The sequence below is a fragment of the Mesorhizobium sp. WSM3626 genome, assembly GCF_000513935.1.
GTDB lineage: Bacteria > Pseudomonadota > Alphaproteobacteria > Rhizobiales > Rhizobiaceae > Mesorhizobium > Mesorhizobium salmacidum.
In genome coordinates, this window is sequence record NZ_AZUY01000058.1 from 15364 (window position 1) to 37413 (window position 22050).

The 22050-nt window shown below is 63.5% G+C and carries 19 protein-coding genes; 16 read left to right on the top strand and 3 right to left on the bottom strand.

The annotated features are described in order from the left end of the window. The first annotated feature begins 41 nt into the window (after positions 1-41). From M653_RS0127710 to M653_RS0127770, 13 genes are all read left to right on the top strand, one after another. Complete coding sequence (locus M653_RS0127710) at positions 42-1883, top strand: M3 family oligoendopeptidase (protein ID WP_027146243.1); 1842 nt, start codon at positions 42-44, stop codon at positions 1881-1883. Between the two features lie 358 nt (positions 1884-2241). Beyond that, the gene (locus M653_RS0127715; protein ID WP_027146244.1) at positions 2242-3021 is read left to right on the top strand and encodes an NADH dehydrogenase; all 780 of its coding nucleotides are present in this window, start codon (positions 2242-2244) and stop codon (positions 3019-3021) included. Positions 3022-3195: 174 nt separating this feature from the next. Continuing rightward, positions 3196-4338 carry an aminodeoxychorismate synthase component I gene (locus M653_RS0127720; protein WP_027146245.1) on the top strand — a complete coding sequence of 381 codons (1143 nt, stop codon included), beginning with the start codon at positions 3196-3198 and terminating at the stop codon, positions 4336-4338. Next, positions 4287-4949 (top strand): aminotransferase class IV family protein, encoded by a 663-nt coding sequence (locus M653_RS0127725; protein WP_027146246.1) that lies wholly within the window; start codon positions 4287-4289, stop codon positions 4947-4949. Before M653_RS0127720 ends, M653_RS0127725 begins: the two co-directional genes overlap by 52 nt. A 19-nt stretch (positions 4950-4968) precedes the next feature. After that, positions 4969-5256 (top strand): YciI family protein, encoded by a 288-nt coding sequence (locus tag M653_RS0127730; RefSeq protein ID WP_027146247.1) that lies wholly within the window; start codon positions 4969-4971, stop codon positions 5254-5256. Continuing rightward, on the top strand, positions 5253-6185 hold the full coding sequence (locus M653_RS0127735) for a DUF3445 domain-containing protein (RefSeq protein WP_027146248.1): 933 nt from the start codon (positions 5253-5255) through the stop codon (positions 6183-6185). Before M653_RS0127730 ends, M653_RS0127735 begins: the two co-directional genes overlap by 4 nt. 152 nt (positions 6186-6337) lie before the next feature. Then, complete coding sequence (locus M653_RS0127740; RefSeq protein WP_027146249.1) at positions 6338-7783, top strand: homospermidine synthase; 1446 nt, start codon at positions 6338-6340, stop codon at positions 7781-7783. A 187-nt stretch (positions 7784-7970) separates the two neighbouring features. Beyond that, complete coding sequence (locus tag M653_RS0127745) at positions 7971-8351, top strand: hypothetical protein (RefSeq protein WP_027146250.1); 381 nt, start codon at positions 7971-7973, stop codon at positions 8349-8351. A gap of 189 nt (positions 8352-8540) precedes the next feature. Beyond that, positions 8541-10613, top strand: coding sequence for a bifunctional UDP-sugar hydrolase/5'-nucleotidase (locus M653_RS0127750; RefSeq protein WP_027146251.1), 2073 nt, complete (start codon positions 8541-8543; stop codon positions 10611-10613). A 146-nt stretch (positions 10614-10759) separates the two neighbouring features. Continuing rightward, positions 10760-11821, top strand: a complete 1062-nt coding sequence (gene hemH, locus M653_RS0127755) for a ferrochelatase (RefSeq protein WP_027146252.1) — start codon at positions 10760-10762, stop codon at positions 11819-11821. A gap of 52 nt (positions 11822-11873) precedes the next feature. Beyond that, positions 11874-13085: an FAD-binding oxidoreductase gene (locus tag M653_RS0127760; protein WP_027146253.1), complete on the top strand. Its 1212-nt coding sequence runs from the start codon at positions 11874-11876 to the stop codon at positions 13083-13085. Between the two features lie 121 nt (positions 13086-13206). Then, a complete protein-coding gene (locus tag M653_RS0127765) occupies positions 13207-14157 on the top strand; it encodes an SPFH domain-containing protein (protein WP_027146254.1) in 951 nt (316 codons plus the stop codon). Positions 14158-14171: 14 nt separating this feature from the next. Beyond that, positions 14172-14636 (top strand): NfeD family protein, encoded by a 465-nt coding sequence (locus M653_RS0127770; protein WP_027146255.1) that lies wholly within the window; start codon positions 14172-14174, stop codon positions 14634-14636. A 202-nt stretch (positions 14637-14838) separates the two neighbouring features. On the opposite strand, the gene M653_RS0127775 is transcribed toward M653_RS0127770, so the two are convergent. Then, positions 14839-15840, bottom strand: a complete 1002-nt coding sequence (locus M653_RS0127775; protein WP_027146256.1) for a KpsF/GutQ family sugar-phosphate isomerase — start codon at positions 15838-15840, stop codon at positions 14839-14841. 249 nt (positions 15841-16089) lie between these two features. On the opposite strand from M653_RS0127775, the gene M653_RS0127780 reads away from it, so the two are divergent. After that, positions 16090-17865, top strand: coding sequence for an outer membrane beta-barrel protein (locus tag M653_RS0127780; protein WP_027146257.1), 1776 nt, complete (start codon positions 16090-16092; stop codon positions 17863-17865). Between the two features lie 82 nt (positions 17866-17947). On the opposite strand, the gene galU is transcribed toward M653_RS0127780, so the two are convergent. Beyond that, complete coding sequence (gene galU, locus M653_RS0127785; RefSeq protein WP_027146258.1) at positions 17948-18862, bottom strand: UTP--glucose-1-phosphate uridylyltransferase GalU; 915 nt, start codon at positions 18860-18862, stop codon at positions 17948-17950. Positions 18863-19065: 203 nt separating this feature from the next. Here galU and M653_RS0127790 point away from each other — a divergent pair, with 203 nt between their 5' ends. Together M653_RS0127790 and M653_RS0127795 are read left to right on the top strand one after the other, a co-directional pair. Then, on the top strand, positions 19066-20289 hold the full coding sequence (locus M653_RS0127790; RefSeq protein WP_027146259.1) for a lytic murein transglycosylase: 1224 nt from the start codon (positions 19066-19068) through the stop codon (positions 20287-20289). A gap of 31 nt (positions 20290-20320) precedes the next feature. Then, a complete protein-coding gene (locus tag M653_RS0127795; protein WP_027146260.1) occupies positions 20321-21553 on the top strand; it encodes a DUF459 domain-containing protein in 1233 nt (410 codons plus the stop codon). On the opposite strand, the gene M653_RS0127800 is transcribed toward M653_RS0127795, so the two are convergent. Further along, positions 21550-22050: FAD-dependent oxidoreductase (locus tag M653_RS0127800; protein WP_027146261.1), on the bottom strand; the 501-nt coding region annotated here is incomplete at its 5' end. The two genes, M653_RS0127795 and M653_RS0127800, sit on opposite strands and share 4 nt — an antisense overlap.

Below are 22050 nucleotides of genomic sequence, written 5' to 3' on the forward strand. Positions count from 1 at the left end.
TTGATTCAACTCAGGCCACTTGATTCAAAGAAGGTATGTCGATGCGCATGATGTTTGATCGGCGGATTGCGGCGCCATCGTCCGGTCAGGGTGCGGCGGCCGGACTTGGCGATCTGCCGGAATGGAACCTCGCCGATCTTTATGCCGGCATGGAGGCGCCGGAACTGAAGCGCGACATTGCCAAAGCGGCCGCCGACGCCATCGCATTCGAGGCCCGCTGGAAAGGCACGCTAGCCGCCGAGGCCGGGCGCGGCAGCGCCGGCAGGCTGGGCGAGGCGCTTGCCGCCTACGAGGCACTCGAGGAACTGATCGGCCGCATCGTCTCCTATGCCGGCCTCGTCTATGCCGGCAACACCGCCGATCCGCAGCGCGCCAAGCTCTATGGCGACATCCAGGAGAAGATGACCGATGCCAGCGCGCATCTTCTGTTCTTCGCGCTCGAGCTGAACCTGATCGACGATGCGGCGATCGAAGGCGCGCTGGCCAGCGACCCCGCCTTCGGGCATTACCGCCCGTGGGTGCTCGATCTGCGCATGGACAAGCCTTATCAGCTCGAGGACCGCGTCGAGCAGCTTTTCCACGAAAAATCGATCACCGGGCGCGGCGCCTGGAACCGCCTGTTCGACGAGACGATGACCGATCTTCGCTTCGATGTCGACGGCGAGGAATTGACGCTGGAGCCGGCCCTCAACCGGCTGCAGGACGCCGATGGCGATGTTCGCCGTCGCGCCTCGGAGGCATTGGCCACGACCTTCCGCAAGAATTTGCGCACCTTCACGCTGATCACCAACACGCTTGCCAAGGACAAGGAAATTTCGGACCGCTGGCGCGGTTTCGAGGACATCGCCGATTCACGCCACCTTGCCAACCGCGTCGAGCGCGGCGTGGTCGATGCGCTCGCCACCGCGGTGCGCGAGGCCTATCCGCGCCTGTCGCACCGCTACTACGCCATGAAGGCGCGCTGGCTCGGCATGGAGGTGATGAACCACTGGGACCGCAACGCGCCCTTGCCGGAGACGCCGCAGGCGGTGATCGGCTGGGACGAGGCCAGGAACACCGTGCTGTCGGCCTATCACCGCTTCTCGCCCGAGATGGCCGAGATCGCGCGCACCTTCTTCGACCGCAACTGGATCGACGCGCCGGTGCGTCCGGGCAAGTCTCCCGGCGCCTTTGCCCACCCGACCGTGCCATCGGCTCACCCCTATGTGCTGCTCAACTACATGGGCAAGCCGCGCGACGTGATGACGCTGGCGCATGAACTCGGGCACGGCGTGCATCAGGTGCTGGCCGCCGGCCAGGGCGCGCTGATGGCCTCGACGCCGCTGACGCTGGCGGAGACGGCATCCGTCTTCGGCGAGATGCTGACCTTCCGCTCGCTGCTCGAGCGGACCACCGACCGGCGCGAGCGCAAGGCCATGCTCGCCCAGAAGGTCGAGGACATGATCAATACGGTGGTACGCCAGATCGCCTTCTATGAATTCGAGCGCAAGGTGCATGCCGAGCGTCGCAACGGTGAATTGACATCCGACAGGCTCGGCCAGTTCTGGCTGGAGGTGCAAGCCGAGAGCCTGGGACCGGCGATCAAGTTGCGCGAGGGTTACGAGGTGTTCTGGACCTACATCCCTCATTTCATCCACTCGCCCTTCTACGTCTATGCCTATGCGTTCGGCGACTGTCTGGTGAACTCGCTCTATGCGGTCTACCAGAATGCCGAGCGCGGCTTTCAGGACAAATATTTCGAGATGCTGCGTGCCGGCGGCACCAAGCATCATTCGGAGCTTCTGGCGCCTTTCGGCCTCGATGCCACCGACCCCGCTTTCTGGCAGATCGGGCTCGCCGTGATCGGCGGCCTGATCGACGAACTGGAAACGCTGGACGATTGAGTCGCCACTCGCCCGGCAAGAACAGTTTAGCCGGAATGCATGTTTGGGCCGCGCTATTCTTGCCCTAAATATTTGTTCTTGAAGAACTCTCCGCGAACGTTTTCCCATAGCTTTCCGCAAGCTCTATGGTAGCTTTCCCTTTAAGCTCAGCCGGAGCGCATGCGGATCGGCGAGGGAAAGTCCCGGCCGGCCGTGCGCTCAGGCGAACGCGACGACGGCCGTTGGCCATGGGCAGGCAAAGCCGATCGCCGACAGTTCGAACCGAAGCCGGCTGTTCCGCGAACCGCCGAACCATCATCGAGTAGTCCTGCGCCGAAGGTCTTGACCCACGGCAGACGGATCTGACTGGAGAGAGACAATGGGCACTTTTTTCTATGTGGTCCTGGCGTTCCTGGTAGGCGTGTTGGTCGGCTGGTTCATCTGGGGGCGTCTGCGCGGTGAACTCGACAGTTTGCGCGGCGACGTCGATCGCACCCGCAGCGAGCGCGACAAGCTGCGCGCCGACAGCGACCGACTGACCGGCGAACTCAATGCATGCGGCAAGACCCGCTCCGATCTCGAGCGTCAGCTGCGCGAGGCGCAGGCTTCGTCGGGCGCCGGCGGAACAAAGGCGTCAAGTCAGCCACCGGCAGCCCTGATGTCGACGCCTGCCGTTGGCAAATCCGCTCCGGCGACAGCCAAGCCAGCCGCCGCGAAGGCCGCCCCGGCAAAGACGGCGCCGAAGCCCGCGGCGGCCAAATCCGCAACCGCTTCGGCAGCGGCGGCCAAGGCTTCGCCGACCAAGGCTCCAGCGACCAAAACTCCGGCGAAGACCTCGGCCGCGCCCAAGGCAGCGCCCGCCGCAAAGAAGGCCGCAACAGCAGCAGCCAAGCCGGCGTCGGGCAAGCCCGACAATCTGCGCCGGCTGATCGGCATTGGCCCGGTCAACGAAAAGCTGCTCAAGGCGCAAGGCGTTACCAGCTTCGCCCAGATCGCCGCCTGGACATCGGCCGACATCAAGCGGATCGAGGACGTGATGAACTTCGACGGCCGCATCGCGCGCGAACGCTGGATCGAGCAGGCCAAGCTGCTCGCCGCCGGCAACGAGGCCGAATTCGCCAAGCAGTTTCCGACGGCCGGAACCGCCAGCAACACCTGAGCGATGGATACAGGGACGATGTCACGGCGGCGCCAAGGCGCCGCCGCTTTCTTTTTTGATGGCAAGGTTCGATGCGGCAAAGGTCGGCTTTGAAGGACAGGGTGCCGTTCCCTCGATTGCGTGCGCCCGGCCCCCCATATAGAGCGATCGTCGGCTACATCGATCCCGGTCCCCATGTCCCTGCCCTCCGCAATTTTCCGCAACGACGAAAGCGCGCGCCAGCTCGTTTTCGAGCGGCCGGCCGATGTTATCGTCGCGCATGAGGCCAAGGATTTCCCGGCCGCACTGCAAGCAGCGCAGGCCGCGCACGACGCCGGCAAATGGCTGGCTGGTTATTTCTCCTACGAGGCCGGTTACCTGCTCGAGCCGAAACTCGTTCCCCTGCTCCCGGGCCGGCGCCGGGCCCCGCTGGTCTGCCTCGGGGTCTTCGATGCTCCCGATGAAGAGGCGGTGCCGCCGCCAAGCACGCCGACCAACGGCCCGATCTTCGATGCAAGGGCGACGTGGTCGTTCGAGGACTACGAGAAGCGGTTCTCGCGGCTGCACCGGCACATCAGGCAAGGCGATTGCTACCAGGGCAACCTCACCTTTCCGGTGCACGCACAATGGTCCGGCGATCCGCTCGCCGCCTTCGACGCGCTGACCGAACGCCAGCCGGTGAAATATGGCGCGCTGGTCGCGCTCGGCGATCCCATCGTTCTGTCGCGCTCGCCCGAACTGTTCTTCGAGATCGATGCGGCGGGGAGGATCGAGACGCACCCGATGAAGGGTACCGCACCGCGCGGCGCGACAAGGGACGAGGACGAGCGGCAGAAGAAATTCCTGCGCAACGACGAGAAGAACCAGGCCGAGAACCGGATGATCGTCGATCTCCTGCGCAACGACATATCGCTGATCAGCGAGGTCGGCACGCTGGAGGTACCGGAACTGTTCCGCATCGAGACCTACCCGACCGTGCACCAGATGGTGAGCGACGTCAGAGCCCAGCTGCTGCCCGGCCTCTCGATACGCCAGATCTTCGCGGCGCTGTTTCCCTGCGGCTCGATCACCGGCGCGCCGAAGATCCGCGCCATGGAGATCCTGCACGATCTGGAAGGCACGCCCCGCGACGTCTATTGCGGCGCCATCGGCTGGATCGCACCCGGCGGCACGATGCGCTTTTCCGTGGCGATCCGTACCATCTCGCTCTTTGCCAGCGGCGAGGCCGTCTACAATGTCGGCGGCGGCATCGTCTTCGATTCGGTCGCGGAAGAGGAGTACCAGGAATGTCTGCTCAAAGCCCGCTTCGCGACGGGGACGCCGCCGATTTCGAGCTGATCGAGACCATGCGCTGGGAACCCGCCTCGGGTTTCCTGCGCCTCGATCGCCATCTTGCACGTCTTTATGGATCGGCGGCGGAACTGGGCTTCAGCTATGATCCGCAAAAGGTCGGCGAAGCCCTGAGCGGCGCGGTCGATCGATCACCCATCGCCATGCGCACGCGGCTCGCTCTGTCGCGCGATGGCGAGGCCAACGCCTCGGCGCAGCCCTATGAACCGCTTGCCGCCGACAAGGTGTGGGCGCTGCGGCTGGCACGGACGAGGCTCGCTTCGAGCAACATGCTGCTGCGCCACAAAACCAGCCGGCGGCAGCTCTACACCCATGCCCGCTCCGAATATCTCATCACCCAGGCCGATGAGGTGTTGCTGGCCAATGAGCGCGGCGAAATCTGCGAAGGCACGATCACCAATGTCTTCGCCGATTTCGGCGACGGCATCCTGGCGACGCCCCGGCTCGATTGCGGCCTGCTGCCTGGCGTATTGCGCGCGGTGCTTCTGGATGAAGGCCGCGCCACTGAAGCGATCTACAGCTTGGATGACCTGAAATCCGCCAAGGTGCTGTACGTCGGCAATTCGCTGCGCGGGCTGATCCCCGCCAGGCTGGCGTGACCCAAGCCCGGAGAATGCAATGTTCGTCGTGTCGCTGAACTACAAGGTGCCGCTCACCGAGATCGACCGCTTGGCGCCAGGCCATATCGAATGGCTGGAAGCCTGCTACGCCGAAGGCATCTTCGTTGCGTCCGGGCCCAAGCGGCCGAGGACCGGCGGCGTCATCATTGCACGCTGCTCCCGCGAAGTGCTCGATGCCAGGTTGGCAGCCGATCCTTTCGCCCGGGCGGGCGCCGCCGACTACGACATCACCGAATTCACGGCGCGGATGACCGCCGCCGGTTTGGGCTCGTTCAAAGAGGCATGAGTTTCCGGCAACCTACCCACACGCCCTATGATGGCTCGTCGAAACTCTTCACCATCGGGCTGAAGCCGCTCGACCCCGCTAACTGGATCGAGGTCGACGGTCACCTGCTGCCCTATCTCGCCGAAAAGCGCCGGCTCTATGACGAAATCCCCGCGCGCGTCTTCGTCGAGGAGGACGGCACGCGCGCTGCCCAGCAAGAGGTGCTCGACTTGCTCGGCGCCTACCTGCCGGAAAGATTTCCCGACACCCACCGACGCAGCGATGCGGGCGTTGCGGTCGTGGGCACGACGAGCCATCCCGCCATCCCTTCCAGCCTCATCGGCGCTCCCTTGGTCGCGGCCTCGCTGCTGGTCCAGGAAGACCTGATCCTCATGCGGCGGGGCGAAGACGGCTGGCGTCTGGCCGCGGGGTCGCTGTGCTTTCCTTCGTCCTGGGCGCTCACCGAAAAATTCGGCAGGCCGCTGCAGCGGATCCATGAGCCGGTGCCGGGCTTCGGCCCGGGCACAAGGCCGGCCGATCTCATCAACCGAATGTTCGATGGCCTGCAGGGCCAGGCCGTCGAGCGTTACAATTGGTCGATCCAGTCAGGCGACGCGCTCTACCATCCGCTGTCCAATATTGAGCGCATCGACCGCGCCACCAGCCGGCCGACGCGTTTCCCCGACGGTGACGTCAAGGCGCACGCCTTCATCCGCGTCGAACGTCAGACGCTGCGCAAACTGCCGGCTTCGCGCGATATCCTGTTCACCATCCGCATTCATCTCGACCCGCTCGCCGTGCTGGCGCGGCACCCGGAACGGGCAACGCTGGCGGTCTCCTTCGCCGACCAGCTCAATGCGCTGGACCAGACGCAGCTTGACTACAAGGGGCTGACGTCGGATCGCGATCGGCTGACTGCTGTCCTTAACCACATGGCGAAGGACGCGTAGTCGCGGGTTGGCGGTTTTCGCTGGTTTATGACAATGATCTGTGATGTAGCGCATGGCCGTTGAGCGAAAATGCCCGGTTTTTGCAAGCGGTTGCTCGGTCTTTGCACGTCGTTGCCGGACTTTTGCACGCAGTTGAAGGAGTGCTCGATAAAATGGCGAATGAAAACTGGCCCGTTTACGGTGAGATCACCGGCCCCGTGGTGATGATCGGCTTTGGTTCGATCGGACACGGAACGCTGCCGCTCATCGAACGCCATTTCAAGTTCGACAAGTCGCGCATGACGGTCATCGATCCGCGCGATACCGATCGCAAGCTGCTCGACGAGCGCGGCATCACCTTCGTCCAAGAAGCGGTGACCGAGAAGAATTACAAGAAGCTTTTGACGCCGCTGCTGACCAACGGCGGTGGCCAGGGCTTTTGCGTCAACCTGTCGGTCGACACCGGCTCGGTGGACCTGATGCGACTCTGCCGCAAGCTCGGCGTGCTTTACATCGACACCGTCGTCGAGCCCTGGCTTGGCTTCTATTTCGATGCCAAGGCCGACAATGCCAGCCGCACCAACTATGCGTTGCGCGAGGCGCTGCTCAAGGAAAAGCACGACAAGCCCGGCGGCGCCACCGCCGTCTCCACCTGCGGTGCCAATCCCGGCATGGTGTCCTGGTTCGTCAAGCAGGCGCTGGTCAATCTGGCCACCGATCTTGGCATGGAGTTCTCTGAGCCGGCGCAGGAAGACCGCGAGGGCTGGGCGAAACTGATGAAGAAGGCCGGGGTCAAGGGCATCCACATCGCCGAGCGCGACACCCAGCGCACCAAGAAGCCCAAGCCGATGGATGTGTTCTGGAACACTTGGTCGGTCGAGGGCTTCATCTCCGAGGGATTGCAGCCGGCCGAGCTCGGCTGGGGCACGCATGAGACCTGGATGCCCAAGAACGGCAAGAAGCACAAGCACGGCTCCAAGGCCGCGATCTATCTGGAGCAGCCTGGCGCCAACACCCGCGTGCGCTCCTGGTGCCCGACGCCGGGACCGCAATATGGCCTGCTGGTGACGCACAACGAGGCGATCTCGATCGCCGATTTCTTCACCGTGCACTCCAAGAAGGGCAAGGTTCAATACCGCCCGACATGCCACTACGCCTATCATCCCTGCAACGATGCCATGCTGTCGCTGGACGAGATGTTCGGTGCCGCCGGCAAGCCGCAGCCGGTGCACCACGTGCTCGACGAGAACGAACTGGTCGACGGTATCGACGAACTCGGCGTCTTGCTCTACGGCCACGACAAGAATGCCTACTGGTACGGTTCCCAGCTGTCGCTTGCCGAGGCGCGCAAGCTGGCCCCCTATCAGAACGCCACCGGCATGCAGGTCACCTCGGCGGTTCTGGCCGGCATGGTCTGGGCGCTGGAAAATCCGGCCGCCGGCATCGTCGAGGCCGACGAGATGGACTATAAGCGCTGCCTGGACGTGCAGTCGCCCTATCTCGGACCGGTCAAGGGCTACTATACCGACTGGACGCCGCTCGACAGACGCCCGGGCCTTTTCCCGGAAGACCTCGACCGCAGCGACCCGTGGCAATTCCGCAACATCCTCGTCCGATAGCATCACCCGGACCATGTGTCATTGCCTTGCAATCGCCCGGAAATCGGGCGATTGAAGGGATGCGGCCTGGGGTGGCGATGTGCGTCCGTTGGACGCTTGAAGCATACCCCAGCACTTTGGACGTTCGCGTCGTGCTTCCCAGAAATCGGCCCGATTTTTGGACTGACGCGTTTGGAGAGGATTTCATATGACGATTGCGCGCAAAGTTCTTTCGATGGGTATGGCGGGTGCCCTTGCCTCGATGCTTGCTGCCTGTGCCACCAGCGGTCCCGACCAGCCGCCGATGGCTGCCACGCCGAAAGGCGTCGAAGGTTCCTGGATCGATGCCAAGGGTACCGGCCTGTCGACCTTCACCGGCGGCGGCACCTTCACGACCGTCGCCACCGACACGGGACAGAAGCTTGCCGACGGCAGCTACACGATGACCGGCGCCACGTCGGTGCAGATCAACGGCACCTCGCTGATCCGCCAAACCCCGGTGAGCTTCAATTGCCTGATGGTGTCTACCAGCCAGCTCAACTGCACCAGCTCCGCCGGCCAGAATTTCGTGCTGACGCGGCGCACCTGAACCCGGCGAACATTCCAGTCACGAAGGACGGCGGCCGCTTGGTCGCCGTCCTTTTTTGCGCCTGGAAATACCGCCGCATTTCCGCTTGCGTCAGCCGGAACGCGATGGGAACATGATCGAAACGCTGGCTGTAATATCCCAGTCAAGCAAGGGCGTAGACGCGTCCGATCAGCCTACCGGGAGACGAAGATGAAGAAGCTTGCCGCCATTGCCGCCCTTTCCGCGTCGACGCTTGGCCTGTCGGCCGGGGCATCCTTTGCCGACTACACACTGAACATCCTGCACATCAATGACTGGCATAGCCGCATCGAAGGCAACAACAAATATGAGTCGACCTGCTCTGCCGAGGAGGAGACCAAGGGCGAGTGCATCGGCGGCGCCGGCCGGCTGATCACCGCCATCGCCCAGGAACGCAAGAAGCTGGAAGGCCAGAACGTGTTGCTGCTCAGCGCCGGCGACAATTTCCAAGGCTCGCTGTTCTACACGACGTACAAGGGCAAGGTCGAAGGCGAGTTCCTCAACGACATGAAGTTCGACGCCATGGCGCTCGGCAACCATGAGTTCGACGACGGCGAAGCCGCCCTTGCCCCCTTCCTCGACATGATCAAATTCCCGGTGCTCGGCGCCAACGTCAAGGCAAACGCGCAGTCCAAGCTCGGCGACCGCGTCAAGCCGTCGATCGTGATCGAGGTCGGCGGCCAGAAGATCGGCATCATTGGCGCCGTCACCAACGACACGCCCGAACTCGCCTCCCCCGGCCCCAACATCACAATCGAGGACGACGTCAAGTCGATCACGGCCGAAGTCGAGAAACTTAAGGGAGAAGGCGTCAACAAGATCATCGCCGTCACCCATATAGGCTACAACAGGGAACGCGACATCATTGCCAAGATCCCCGGCATCGACGTCGTGGTCGGCGGCCACAGCCACACGCTCCTGTCCAACACCGATCCGAAGGCGGCTGGCCCCTACCCAACGTTGGTCGACAACCCTGGCGGCTACAAGGTTCCAGTGGTGCAGGCGGCGTCCTATTCGAAATATCTCGGCGAGTTCAAGGTGGTGTTCGACGACAATGGCGTCGTCAAGTCGGCGAGCGGCGACCCGATCTATCTCGACAAGTCGATCACGCCCGATCCCGCGGTGCTCGCCCGCATCAAGGAACTCGGCGCGCCGATCGAGGCGCTGAAGAACAAGGAAGTGGCCGAGACCACCGACGTGATCGACGGCAGCCGTGAGAGTTGCCGCGCCAAGGAGTGCGAGATAGGCAATCTCGTCTCCGACGCCATACTCGACCGCGTCAAGGGACAGGGCGTCGAGATCGTCATCTCCAACGGTGGCGGCCTGCGCGCCTCGATCGACAAGGGCACCGTCACCATGGGCGAGGTGCTGACCGTGCTGCCGTTCCAGAACACGCTGGCGACCTTCCAGATTTCCGGCAAGGATCTGGTCGCCGGGCTCGAAGGCGGCCTCAGCCAGATCGAGGACGGCGCCGGCCGCTTCCCGCAGGTCGCGGGGCTCAAATATTCCTTCGACAAGTCGGTCGCGCCCAATGCCGGCCGCGTGAAGTCGGTGGAGGTGATGGAAAACGGCGCCTGGACGCCGATCAATCCCGACAAGGATTATCTGGTCGCCACCAACAACTATGTCCGCCAGGGCGGCGACGGCTACAAGGTCTTCGCCGAAAAGGCCAGGAATGCCTATGATTACGGCCCTGGCCTCGAACAGGTCGTCGCCGACTATCTCGGCGCGCACCGGCCCTATACGCCAAAGCTCGATGGCCGTATCACCGAGATCGCCGCGACGACAGCGGCAGCTCCCGCCGCCGAGCCGGCCAAGCCTGCCGAACCAGCAAAGCCGGCGGAGACCGCACCGGCAGCGCCGGCACCGGCCGAGGCCGCCAAACCGGCCGCACCGGCGATGCCTGAACTGCCTGCCAACTCAGGCGATATCGCCAACACGCCGCCAGCCATATCGACGGAAAAGGCACCCCCGCCGCCGGCACCTGCCGAACCGGCAAAGCCTGCCGAGACCGCCCCCGCGCCTGCCGCTCCCGCCCCGGCGGCGCCAGCAGAACCGACAACGCCCGCTGAAGCCGCGCCAGCCACCGGCAGCCATGTCATCGTGGCCGGCGATACCTACTGGGATCTGGCAAAGAAAGCCTATGGCGATGCGACCAGGTGGAAACTCATCTATGAGGCGAACAAGGGTCAAAGGCCGCATCGGCTTGTGCCGGGCGCGACACTGACCATCCCCGCGAAGTAACCTCACTTCGCTTCCGGCGAGAACACCCGCCTGGGAAACCTGGCGGGTGTTCTTTTTCCAGACGGAAAGGCGGTATGGTGCGGCCAGACGCAGCATTGAAAAGCGGCGCGCCATCGCTAGTTTCACGCCGTCTCCGGAGAACCCTTATGACGCCTACCAATGTTGTCGACCCCAAGACGGTCAAGCCGGTCGCCGCGACGGCGGGGCACGCGCCGGCCAAGGCCGGCAAGGTCGGCGTCATGTTGGTCAATCTCGGCACGCCCGACGGTACCGAATTCAAGCCTATGTGGCGCTATCTCCGCGAATTTCTGTCCGACCCGCGCGTCATAGAGCTCAACAAGGCGATCTGGTATCCGATCCTCTATGGGCTGGTACTGACCACGCGGCCGAAGAAGTCGGGTGCCAACTACGCCAGGATCTGGAACCGGGAGAAGAACGAGTCGCCTTTGCGCACCTACACGCGCGCGCAATCCGACAAGCTGACCGGGGCGTTGCGCGACTTGCCCAATGTCATCGTCGACTGGGCGATGCGCTACGGCAACCCTTCGACATCAAGCGTCGCCGAAAGGCTGGTGGCGCAAGGCTGCGACCGCATCCTGAGCTTTCCGCTCTATCCGCAATATTCGGCGACCACCACGGCAACCGCCAACGACCAGCTGTTCCGGGCGTTGATGAAGATGCGCGCGGCACCTGCCGTCCGCAGCGTGCCGCCCTACTATGCCGAGCCGGTCTACATCGAAGCGCTCGCCAGTTCGATCGAACGGCACCTGGCGACGCTCGATTTCGAACCGGAGGTGGTCATCACCTCCTATCACGGCATCCCGAAACCCTATTCCGAAAAGGGCGATCCCTACCAGGCGCATTGCCTGGAGACGACGCGGCTGCTGCGCGAGAAACTCGGCTGGGACGAGAACAAGCTGATCACCACCTTCCAGTCGCGCTTTGGGGCGCAGGAGTGGCTGCAGCCTTACACCGACAAGACGGTAGAGAAACTGGCCAAGGACGGCATCAGATCGATCGCCATCGTCAATCCAGGCTTTTCCGTCGACTGCATCGAGACGCTGGACGAGATCGGCCGCGAAGCAGCCGAGACCTTCCATCACGCCGGTGGCGAAAACTTCGCCCACATTCCTTGTCTCAACGACAGCCCCGAGGGCATGGCGGTGATCGAAGCAATGGTGCGGCGCGAACTGTCGGGCTGGGTCTGACGCCGGAACAACACAAGCTCCGAAGCGTTGAGCAGCGCCTCCGGAGAATTCAATGCTCCGCAAACTCGACCTCAGCACTGGCCGGCCCGTCTGGTCCGCCTATCGGGCGCCCGCGGTGCCGACGGGCAGTCTGACCCGGGACGTCAAGACCGATGTGCTGATCGTCGGCATGGGCATCAGCGGCGCCATGATGGCCGAGGCGCTGACAGCGGACGGTCACTCCGTGATCTGCATCGACCGGCGGGGGCCGTTGAAAGGATCGACAGCGGTAACCACGGCGCTGGTGCAGTTCGAAATCGACCAGCCGCTTTCGGCTCTGTCGAGGATGATTGGCAAGGCCCAGGCACGGCAGGCCTGGCGACGTTCGCGGCTGGCTATTTCCAATCTCGCCGCCCGCATCGCCGAACTCGGCATCAAATGCGGCATGAGCCGCACCCAATCGCTCTATTTGGCCGGTACCGCGCTCGGCCCCTCGGAACTCCGGGACGAAACCGAGGCGCGGCAGATGGCCGGCATCGGCGCGACCTATCTCACACCGGCGTCATTGGCCGAAACATTCGGCATCGATCGCGCTGGCGCCATCCTAAGCCATGGCAACATCGCGCTCGACCCGCGCAAGCTGACGGCGGGGTTGCTACTCAAGGCTCGGGAGCGCAAGGCACGTCTCTATACGCCGGTCGAAGCGGCGGCGATCAAGGACAGTGCCGACGAGGTGATCGTGACGACCAGGGATGGCCCCGCCATCACGGCACGGCATGTTGTCCTGGCCACGGGTTACGAACTGGTCGACATGGTGCCGGCGGCTGCTCACCGGGTCATATCGACATGGGCGATCGCAACCCGCCCGCAAACGCGAAAACTCTGGCCGGGTGCGGCGTTTATCTGGGAAGCTTCCGATCCCTATCTCTACGTCAGGGCAACGGTCGACGGCAGGGTCATCTGCGGCGGCGAGGACGAGGATTTCATCGACGAGACGCGGCGCGATGAACTGATCGGCGACAAGAGCGCACGCATCGCCGCAAAGCTAGGCCTGATGTTTCCGCATCTCGACGTCAGGGCCGAATTTGCCTGGACCGGATCCTTCGGCATCACGACGTCAGGCCTGCCCTATATCGGCGCCATTCCCGGGCACCCGCGCATCCACGCCGTGTTGGGTTACGGCGGCAATGGCATCACCTTCTCGCGGATCGCCGCCGAGATCGTCTCGGCGTCGATCGACGGGCTTGAAGACACAGATGCAAGCCTGTTTGCCTTCAACCGCTGAGTGTATACTCGCAAACAATCCCTCATCACCTGATTGTAACGTTCTTGAAACACACTTAAGTCTTTGGTGAAGTTGGCTGCGCGGGAATGGCTTGCGCGGCCTGCCTCTGAGGGAGAGCCAAATGGATTTCAGTGGTTTCGATATTGCGGTCGTTGTTCTTGTCGCGCTTGTCGTTCTGGTGCTGTTCAAAGGCATCAAGACAATTCCGCAGGGATACAACTATACCGTCGAACGCTTTGGTCGTTATACCAAGACACTGAGCCCCGGCCTCAACCTCATCACGCCGTTCGTCGACCGCATCGGCGCCAAGATGAACATGATGGAGCAGGTGCTCGACGTTCCGAGCCAGGAGATCATCACCCGCGACAACGCCATCGTCGGTGTCGACGGCATCGCTTTCTACCAGATCCTCAATGCGGCACAGGCCGCCTATCAGGTTGCCGGCCTGCAGAACGCCATCCTCAACCTGACGATGACCAACATCCGTACCGTCATGGGTTCGATGGACCTCGATGAGCTGTTGTCCAACCGCGACGCCATCAACGAGCGCCTGCTGCGCGTCGTCGACGAGGCGGCGCACCCGTGGGGCATCAAGATCACCCGCGTCGAGATCAAGGACATCAACCCGCCGGCCAACCTCATCGAATCGATGGGCCGCCAGATGACCGCCGAGCGCAACAAGCGCGCGCAGATCCTGGCCGCCGAGGGCCTCAAGCAGTCGCAGATCCTCGAAGCCGAGGGCCGCAAGGAAGCCGCCTTCCGCGACGCCGAGGCGCGCGAACGCTCCGCCGAAGCCGAAGCCCGCGCTACCCAGGTCGTGTCGGAAGCGATTTCCAAGGGTGACGTGCAGGCGCTGAACTACTTCGTCGCCCAGAAATACACCGAGGCGCTGGGCAAGATCGGCACCGCCACCAACAGCAAGATCGTGCTGATGCCCTTCGAGGCGTCGTCTCTGATCGGCTCGCTTGGCGGCATTGGCGAAATCGCCAAGGAGGTCTTCCGCAGCGAAGGCACGACCGGTGCGCAAAGGCAGGCAGCCCGCCCGCCGGTGGTCCGCCCGAGCGAGAATTGAGATAGGCCACTCTCATGATCGACCGCATCGTTTCTGAACTCGGCCCGTGGAACTGGATGGTCCTGGGCTTCGTGCTGCTGGTGGTAGAGGTCATCGCGCCGGGCTTCTTCATGCTTTGGATCGGCATCGCCGCCCTGATCGTCGGCGCGGTGTCGCTGCTGATCTGGGATGCCGCCATCTGGACATGGCAGGTCCAGGTGCTGCTATTCCTCGTGCTGTCGCTGGTTTCAGCCTTTGCCGGCAAGAAACTCATGGGCGGACACGACCAGCCGAGCGACCAGCCGCTGCTCAACCGCCGTGGTGCGCAGATGATCGGCAGGATGGCGACGCTTGCCGAGCCGATCCGCGACGGCCGCGGCCGCATCAAGCTCGGCGACACGCTGTGGCGGGTTTCCGGCCCGGATTTGCCCGCCGGCACACAGGTGCGCGTCACCGCCGCTGCCGACACCGACCTGGAACTGACGGTGGAACAGGTCTGAGTTTTCGGCCCCCAATACCTGAATAGCACCGGCACGAGGTGTGTTGAGATTCAGGTCAGGCCGAGCCGAGAATGGTGGCCTCCGAGAACCGGAGCGGAGCGGGCATTAAGTCCGTGAGCTCAGTTCTACTGCGACGCAGTAGAACGGGGAAGCGCAGGAGGCTGCCGTCCGCAGGCCGGCCTGACCTGAATACCGACACGCCTTAGGCGGCGCCGATGCGCAGCAGGTCATGGAAATGCACCACGCCCAGCGGCATGTTGTTCCTGGTCACCACCAGCGCGCCGATATTGTGCTCGTTGAGCAGCGCGATGGCCGTGCCTGCAAGCGTTTGCGGGTCGACCGTCTTGGGCGTGCGGGTCATCACTTCGTCGACGATGACGTCGGCCAGATTGCGGTGCAGGTTGCGCGCGACATCGCCGTCGGTGATGATCCCGGCCAGTTCGCCATTCGCGTCGACGATCAGAACGCAGCCGACCTTCTTCTGCGACAATGTCATCACAGCTTCCGGCATTTTGGTGCCGAGCGAAGCCAGCGGCATCTGGTCGCCGGCCCGCATGATCTCGGAGACCATGGTCAGGTTGGCGCCGAGCTGGCCGCCGGGATGGAAGGTGCGGAAATGGTCAGGCGTGAAGCCGCGCGCCTCGAGCAGCGCGATCGCCAGCGCGTCACCGATGACCAGTTGCAGCAGCGTCGATGTCGTCGGCGCCAGGCCATGCGGGCACGCTTCAGGGGTGCGTGGCAAAAGCAGCACCACGTCGGCCGCGCGCGCCAGCGCCGACGTCTCTCCGGAGGTCACGGCGATGAGCGGGATGGAGAAACGCCTGGAATAAGCGACGATGCCCATCATCTCCTTGCTCTCGCCCGACCACGAAAAGGCGATGATGGCATCGTCCTTGGCGATCATGCCGAGATCGCCATGATTGGCCTCGACGGGATGGACGAAGAAGGCCGGCGTGCCGGTCGAGGCCAGCGACGCCGCGACTTTCGAACCGATATGGCCGCTTTTACCGATACCGGTGACGATGAGCCGGCCCTCGATCTTCGAGATCATCTCGACGGCCTGGGCAAAGGGTGCTGCCAGTCCGTTCTCGAGTGCCTCGGCAAGGGCCGCGATCCCGGCCTGTTCGGTTGCCACCGTTCTCAGCGCCGATTCGATCGACGCTTGCCTGTCCAGAGGCTTCTTATCGAGAGGTCTCGCATGCATGGATGATGCGATTAGCGCTTTGCCGCCCGCCTGTCCAACGGAAATGGCCCTCCGGCATCAAGGTCGAGTGTGCGGCGGTTGGAGCAAGGACAAGGATCAAAACACAGGGCACGACCCGGACCCGCATTGTCGCCCGCGAAAATCGCGTTTGAGCCGGGGGTGATGCGTGCCGCCTCAACCCTCCATTAACCATCCCCATTTACGGTTCGGTAAGTATGGCGCGCATGCGCCGCGCAAGCAGTGGTGGCGATGTCCGGGGTCCAGCCAGAAAAATTGAGAGGACGACGGGACAAGGCGGCCTGCGCCTTGCTGCTGGCGACCAGCATCCTTGCCTTGCTGCGCCCTGCGCCCCTCCATGCCCAGGAAACGGAACTGCGTGGAGAAGTATCCGAATCGGCGATCCTGTCCGACCAGCAGCGCAAGGCGGGAAGCCTGGTTCTCGCCCGGCAAACGGCGGCCAACGCTGACGCGCGGGACAATGCGCCGGCGCGCACCTATTTGCCGGCCAGCGCCGACGCCGTGCCTGACGACACGGACGCCGCGAACTCGACCACCAGCGTCTTCGACCCGCCCCAGGCTAGCGACGATACCTCCGCTGATACGCCCACGCCGCCCAAGCCGCGCCGCACTTCGACCGCCAGGCAGAATGCGGCCGACAAGGCAAAGGACAGGGCGACCGACAAGTCGAAGAAGAAAAAGAGCACTACGGCGGCTAAGGATCCAACCACCACTGCCACGACGGCCACAACGCACGACACCGACAGCATCGCGGCGGACCAGGACGCGGCCAACCGCCGTGCACTCCCCATCGACAGTGCGGACAGGCAGAAACTCGACGCTGGCGCCGAGCGCATCACTGCGATCGAGGGCCGGAACAAGAAACCCGAGGACGATCCGTTTGCCGCCACCGGCGTCAGATGGGGCTCCTTCGTCATCCGGCCGACCATCGAACAGGGGCTGACGGCCACGACGAACGGCGACTCGAGCAGTGCCGGCACATCGGCGCTGCTGTCCGAGACGGCGCTGCGCTTTACCGCCGCTTCCGACTGGCGTGAAAACTCCGCGACCATCGACGGCTACGGCATTTTCCGCGAAACGGTGTCGGGCTACCGGGTTCACGATGCGCAGGGCCGCATCGAAGGCCAGCTCAATGTCGACCTCGACAAGGAAATGCGCGCCATCGCCAAGCTCGGCTACGAAGCCGTGCCGGAATCCGCGTCTTCGCCCGATGCCATCGCCGGCGTCAGCACCCAGCCCCTGCGGCAGTCGATCGACGGCAGCATCGGCGTTGAGAAGGCGGTCGGCAAGATGCAGTACACATTGACCGGGGCGGTCTCACACGACTTCTATGGCGACGCCAAGCTCTCGGACGGCACCTCGCTGTCGCAGAAAGACCAGGACAACACGCTCTACACAGCAACCTTGCGCACCGGCTACGAGATTTCCCCGGCGCTCACGCCCTTCACCGAAATCGAGGTCGGCCGCCGGGCCTACGACCAGCGCATCGACAATGAAGGCTTCGAGCGCTCCTCGACGCGGCTTGGCGCCCGCGCGGGCCTGCAACTCGACATGGGCGAGAAGCTGTCGGGTGAATTCTCGGCCGGCTGGCTCAGGGAAGCGGTCGACGACAAGAGCCTGGAAGCGATTTCTGGGGCCACCGTCAACGCCGATGTCAAATGGTCGCCGCAACGCGGCACCATGATCGGCTTGACCGGCAAGACCACTGTCGAGACCACGACCACGTCAGGCGAAAGCGGCGATATCCTCTACTCCGGACGCCTGACGGGCGAACGTGTGATCCGATCCAATCTTACCGCGAATGCGGCTCTGGGCCTGGACTGGCGCGACTATGTCGGCATCGACGGCCATGACAGGATCTTGAGCGCGGAGGCCGGACTGACCTGGTGGCTGAACCGGTATGCCGGCCTCACCACCCGGGTGAGAACCGAGAAGCTGACCAGCAACCTGCCCGGTCGCGACTACACCGCCAACAGCATCTACCTCGGCGTGAAAGTGCAGCGCTGAAGGCGTATAAGCTTCGTCATCCTGGGGTCTCCGCGACGTCGCTACGCGCCTGCTTTGCCCGAGGGTGACGAAAGTGCGGTGACTAAAACGCGGCCCCGCGGCGCTCGGATGGGCTCACCTCGTCGAGAAGCGTGCGGATGACGCCGGCCATGTTCTCATTCATGTCGCTGCGCCACAGCGCGAAGGCGACATTGGCCTCGACAAAACCTTCCGGCGAACCGCAATCGAAGGTGCGGCCCTGATAGTGGTAGCCGTAGAAGGCCTGCTGCTTCTCCAGCTTCAGCATCGCGTCGGTGAGCTGGATCTCGTTGCCGGCGCCCTTCTCCTGCCCTTCCAGAATCCCAAAGATTTCCGGCTGCAGGATGTAGCGGCCGTTGATGTAGAGATTGGACGGCGCCGTGCCGGTCTTCGGCTTTTCCACCATTTCGGTGATGCGGAAGCCGTGATGCGTGTCTTCGCCGCGCCCGACAATGCCGTATTTATGGGCTTCCGCCGGATCGCATTCCTGCACGGCGATGATGTTGTTGCCGGTTTCCTCGTAGAGCTCGACCATTGCCTTCGTGCAGCTCTTCTCCGACTGCATGATCATATCCGGCAACAACAGGGCGAACGGCTCGTCACCGACCAGTTCGCGCGCGCACCAGACGGCATGGCCGAGACCCATCGGCACCTGCTGGCGGGTGAAGCTGGTCTGCCCCGGCGCCGGCTGCAGCCGTTGCAGGCGGGCAAGCTGCTCGTCCTTGCCGCGCTGTGCCAGCGTGTCATAGAGCTCGAACTGGATATCGAAATGGTCCTCGATGACCGCCTTGTTGCGGCCGGTGACGAAGATGAAATGCTCGATGCCCGCCTCGCGCGCCTCATCGACGACATACTGGATGACCGGCCTGTCGACGACGGTCAGCATCTCCTTGGGAACAGCCTTGGTGGCCGGGAGAAACCGCGTGCCGAGACCAGCGACCGGGAAAACTGCCTTGCGAACTCTCTTCATGCTTTCAATTATCCGTTTGCTGGCCAGCTCCGCAATCCCCGTCTCGCGACATTTTCACGCCGGAATTGAAGATTACTGGGGCAACTGAGAGAAACTTCCACCGGTTAAAGCACCCAGGTGTCTTTTTCGTTCCAGGCGATGCCTATGGTAAACTAATTCCTAACCCGGTTCGGCGATGAATGGTCTTTCCTGAGACAGAGAAGGAGGAAAAGATGTCCGTTCGCAATGCCGCAAAACGTTTCGCCAGCGTCATGACGGCGGCCAGCCTCTCGCTCGCTTTGCTGATGCCGACCGGGCCGGCTTTCGCCGACGCCGGTTTCCGGCAATGGGTCGCCGGGTTCCGCGCCACCGCCGTGGCGGGCGGCGTTTCCGGCGCCGTCTACGACCAGGCTTTCAGGGCTATCAACGAGCCCGATCCGGTGGTGTTGGAAAAGGCCCGAACGCAGCCCGAATTCACCGCCCCCGCCTGGGATTATTTCGACAACCGCGTCCATGATCAGTCCGTCGCCATCGGGCAGCAGATGGCGAAAAAGTGGAAGCCTTGGCTGGACAGGATCGAGGCAAGGTTCGGCGTCGACCGCTATGTTCTCCTGGCCATCTGGTCGATGGAATCGAACTATGGCGAGATCCTCAAGCGCGACGACATCATGCGCAACGTCATCCGTTCGCTGGCGACTTTGGGCTACGGCGACGCGAAACGTTCGAAATATGCCCGTACCCAGTTGGTCGCGGCGTTGAAGATACTGCAAACCGGCGATATCGACGAGAGCCACCTGATGGGCTCCTGGGCGGGCGCCATGGGCCAGACCCAGTTCATCCCGACCAGCTACCAGCATTATGCCGTCGACATGGACGGCAACGGCAAGCGCGACATCTGGAATTCCATTCCCGATGCGCTGGCGACATCAGCCAACCTGCTCAAGAAAAATGGCTGGCAGGCCGGAAAGACCTGGGGCTACGAAGTCACGCTGCCGGCAGGCAAATTGCCGGGCGGATCGAAGACGCTGGCACAATGGCAGGCGCTCGGCGTCGTCAGGGCCAGCGGCAAGCCGTTCAAGAACCTCACCGACAAGGCGACGCTGAAAGTGCCGGACGGGCGTGGCGGACCAGCCTTCCTGATGGTCAGGAATTTTTCGGTCATCAAGGCCTACAACAATGCCGACAAATACGCGCTGGCCGTTGGTCTGCTTGCCGATGAGATCGCCGGCGGCAGCGGCCTGATCCAGGATTGGAACCGGCCTTTCACCAAGCTCAGCTTCGAGGAACGGCAGGAGTTGCAGAAGCGACTTTCCCAGCATGGTCTTTATGATGGCAAATTCGACGGCAAGATCGGCGACGGCTCGAAGACGGCCATCATGGCCTATCAGGCAAAGGTCGGCTTGACCCAGGATGGCTATCCGAGCTTGGAAGTGCTGAAATGGCTCAGGCAGAAATAGAGCCTGACGAAGTTGAGTAGGGAGGGAGCGATTGGTTTGGCCTGCGCGCATCGGCACGTTCGTTCGTCGCATGCCGGTGCTGATCCTGGCCTTCGCCATGCTCGCCATTGCCGTGGCCGGCGCCGTTCATACCCCTGCCATGGCGCAGGAGCAGCCGCAGCAGAGTCGAGGCTGGTCGTTGCGCGACCTTCTGTTTCCGCGCCGCAGCGAGCGGATCGAGCCGCCGCCGGACATCCAGCAGGCGAGGCCTAAGCCGAAGAAGAAACCTCGTGCGCCTCGTCCACCCGAGGAGCCGGCAACGCCCGTGGTCGAAAAGGCGCCGGACGCCCGCACCGTCCTGGTGGTCGGCGACTTCATGGCGACGGGCCTCGCCGAGGGTCTGGACGAAGCCTTCGCCGAGAATACCGGTGTCAGGATCGTTGTCCGCGGCAATGGCTCGTCAGGCTTCGTGCGCGATGATTTCTACAACTGGCCCGAACAGATCAAATCGTTGATCGAAACCGAAAAACCCGCCGCGGTGGTCGTCATGCTGGGGTCTAACGACCGCCAGCAGATGAAGGTCGGCGACGTGCGCGAGCAGCCTCGCTCCGAAAACTGGACCAAGGAATACGAACGCCGTACCGATGAGTTCGGCAAGGCAATCGCCACCGCCAAGGTGCCTTTCCTGTGGGTCGGCATGCCGGCCTTCCGGGTGCCGAAGATGACCTCGGACATGCTGGCCTTCAACGACATCTACCACAAGGCGGCCGAAAGCCACGGCGGCGAATTCGTCGATGTCTGGGACGGCTTCGTCGATGAGAACGGCGCCTTCATTACCAGCGGCCCCGACATGAACGGCCAGCCCGTGCGGCTACGCGCCGATGACGGCATCAACGTGTCCAAGGCAGGCAAGCGCAAGCTCGCCTTCTACACCGAAAAGCCGCTGCTGAAGATCCTTGGACTGGCAGCGCCGGGAAGCGTGGCACCGGCGGCAGCGCCGGCGGGCGCACCCGTCGAAGCACCGGCTCCGGCGGCCGCGCCCATCGTCATCGATCGCACCCAACCCATGCTGCTCAGCGATCCCGCGCTCGACGGCGGCACGGAATTGCTCGGCGCTGCCCCGCCGTCGAAGGCCAATCCAGCTCTTCCCGGGGAAAGGCTGGTGATCGAGGGCAAGGCACCGGAGGCCTCCCCAGGTCGCGCTGATGATTTCTCATGGCCGCCGAAGGCAAGTCCAGCAGCCGCGGCGGCAGCAAGCGACACCACGACGGCGATCAGCCCTTAGCGCGGCAGGACGGTCGTCCCCATCAGCGCCTCGTCGATCGAGCGTGCGGCCTGGCGGCCTTCGCGGATCGCCCAGACGACCAGCGACTGGCCACGGCGCACATCGCCCGCCGCGTAGAGCCGGTCGACGCTGGTCCTGTAGTCGCGGTCGTTGGCCTCGACATTCCTGGAACGGCGGCTGTCCGTGGTGATCTTCATCTCACCCTCCAGTTCCGCCGCAACCCCTGCCATCGCCGGGCCGGCAAAGCCGATGGCGATGAAGGCAAGATCGGCGCGGATGACGAATTCGGTGCCGGCGATCGGCTTGCGCTTCTCGTCGACCTCGCAGCACTTGACGCCGGTGAGCTGGCCTTCCTCGCCGATGAATTCGAGAGTCGCCACCTGGAATTCACGTTCGGCCCCCTCGGCCTGCGAGGACGAGGTACGCATCTTCGTTGCCCAGTAGGGCCAGACGGAGAGCTTGTCTTCCTTCTCGGGCGGCTGCGGGCGGATGTCGAG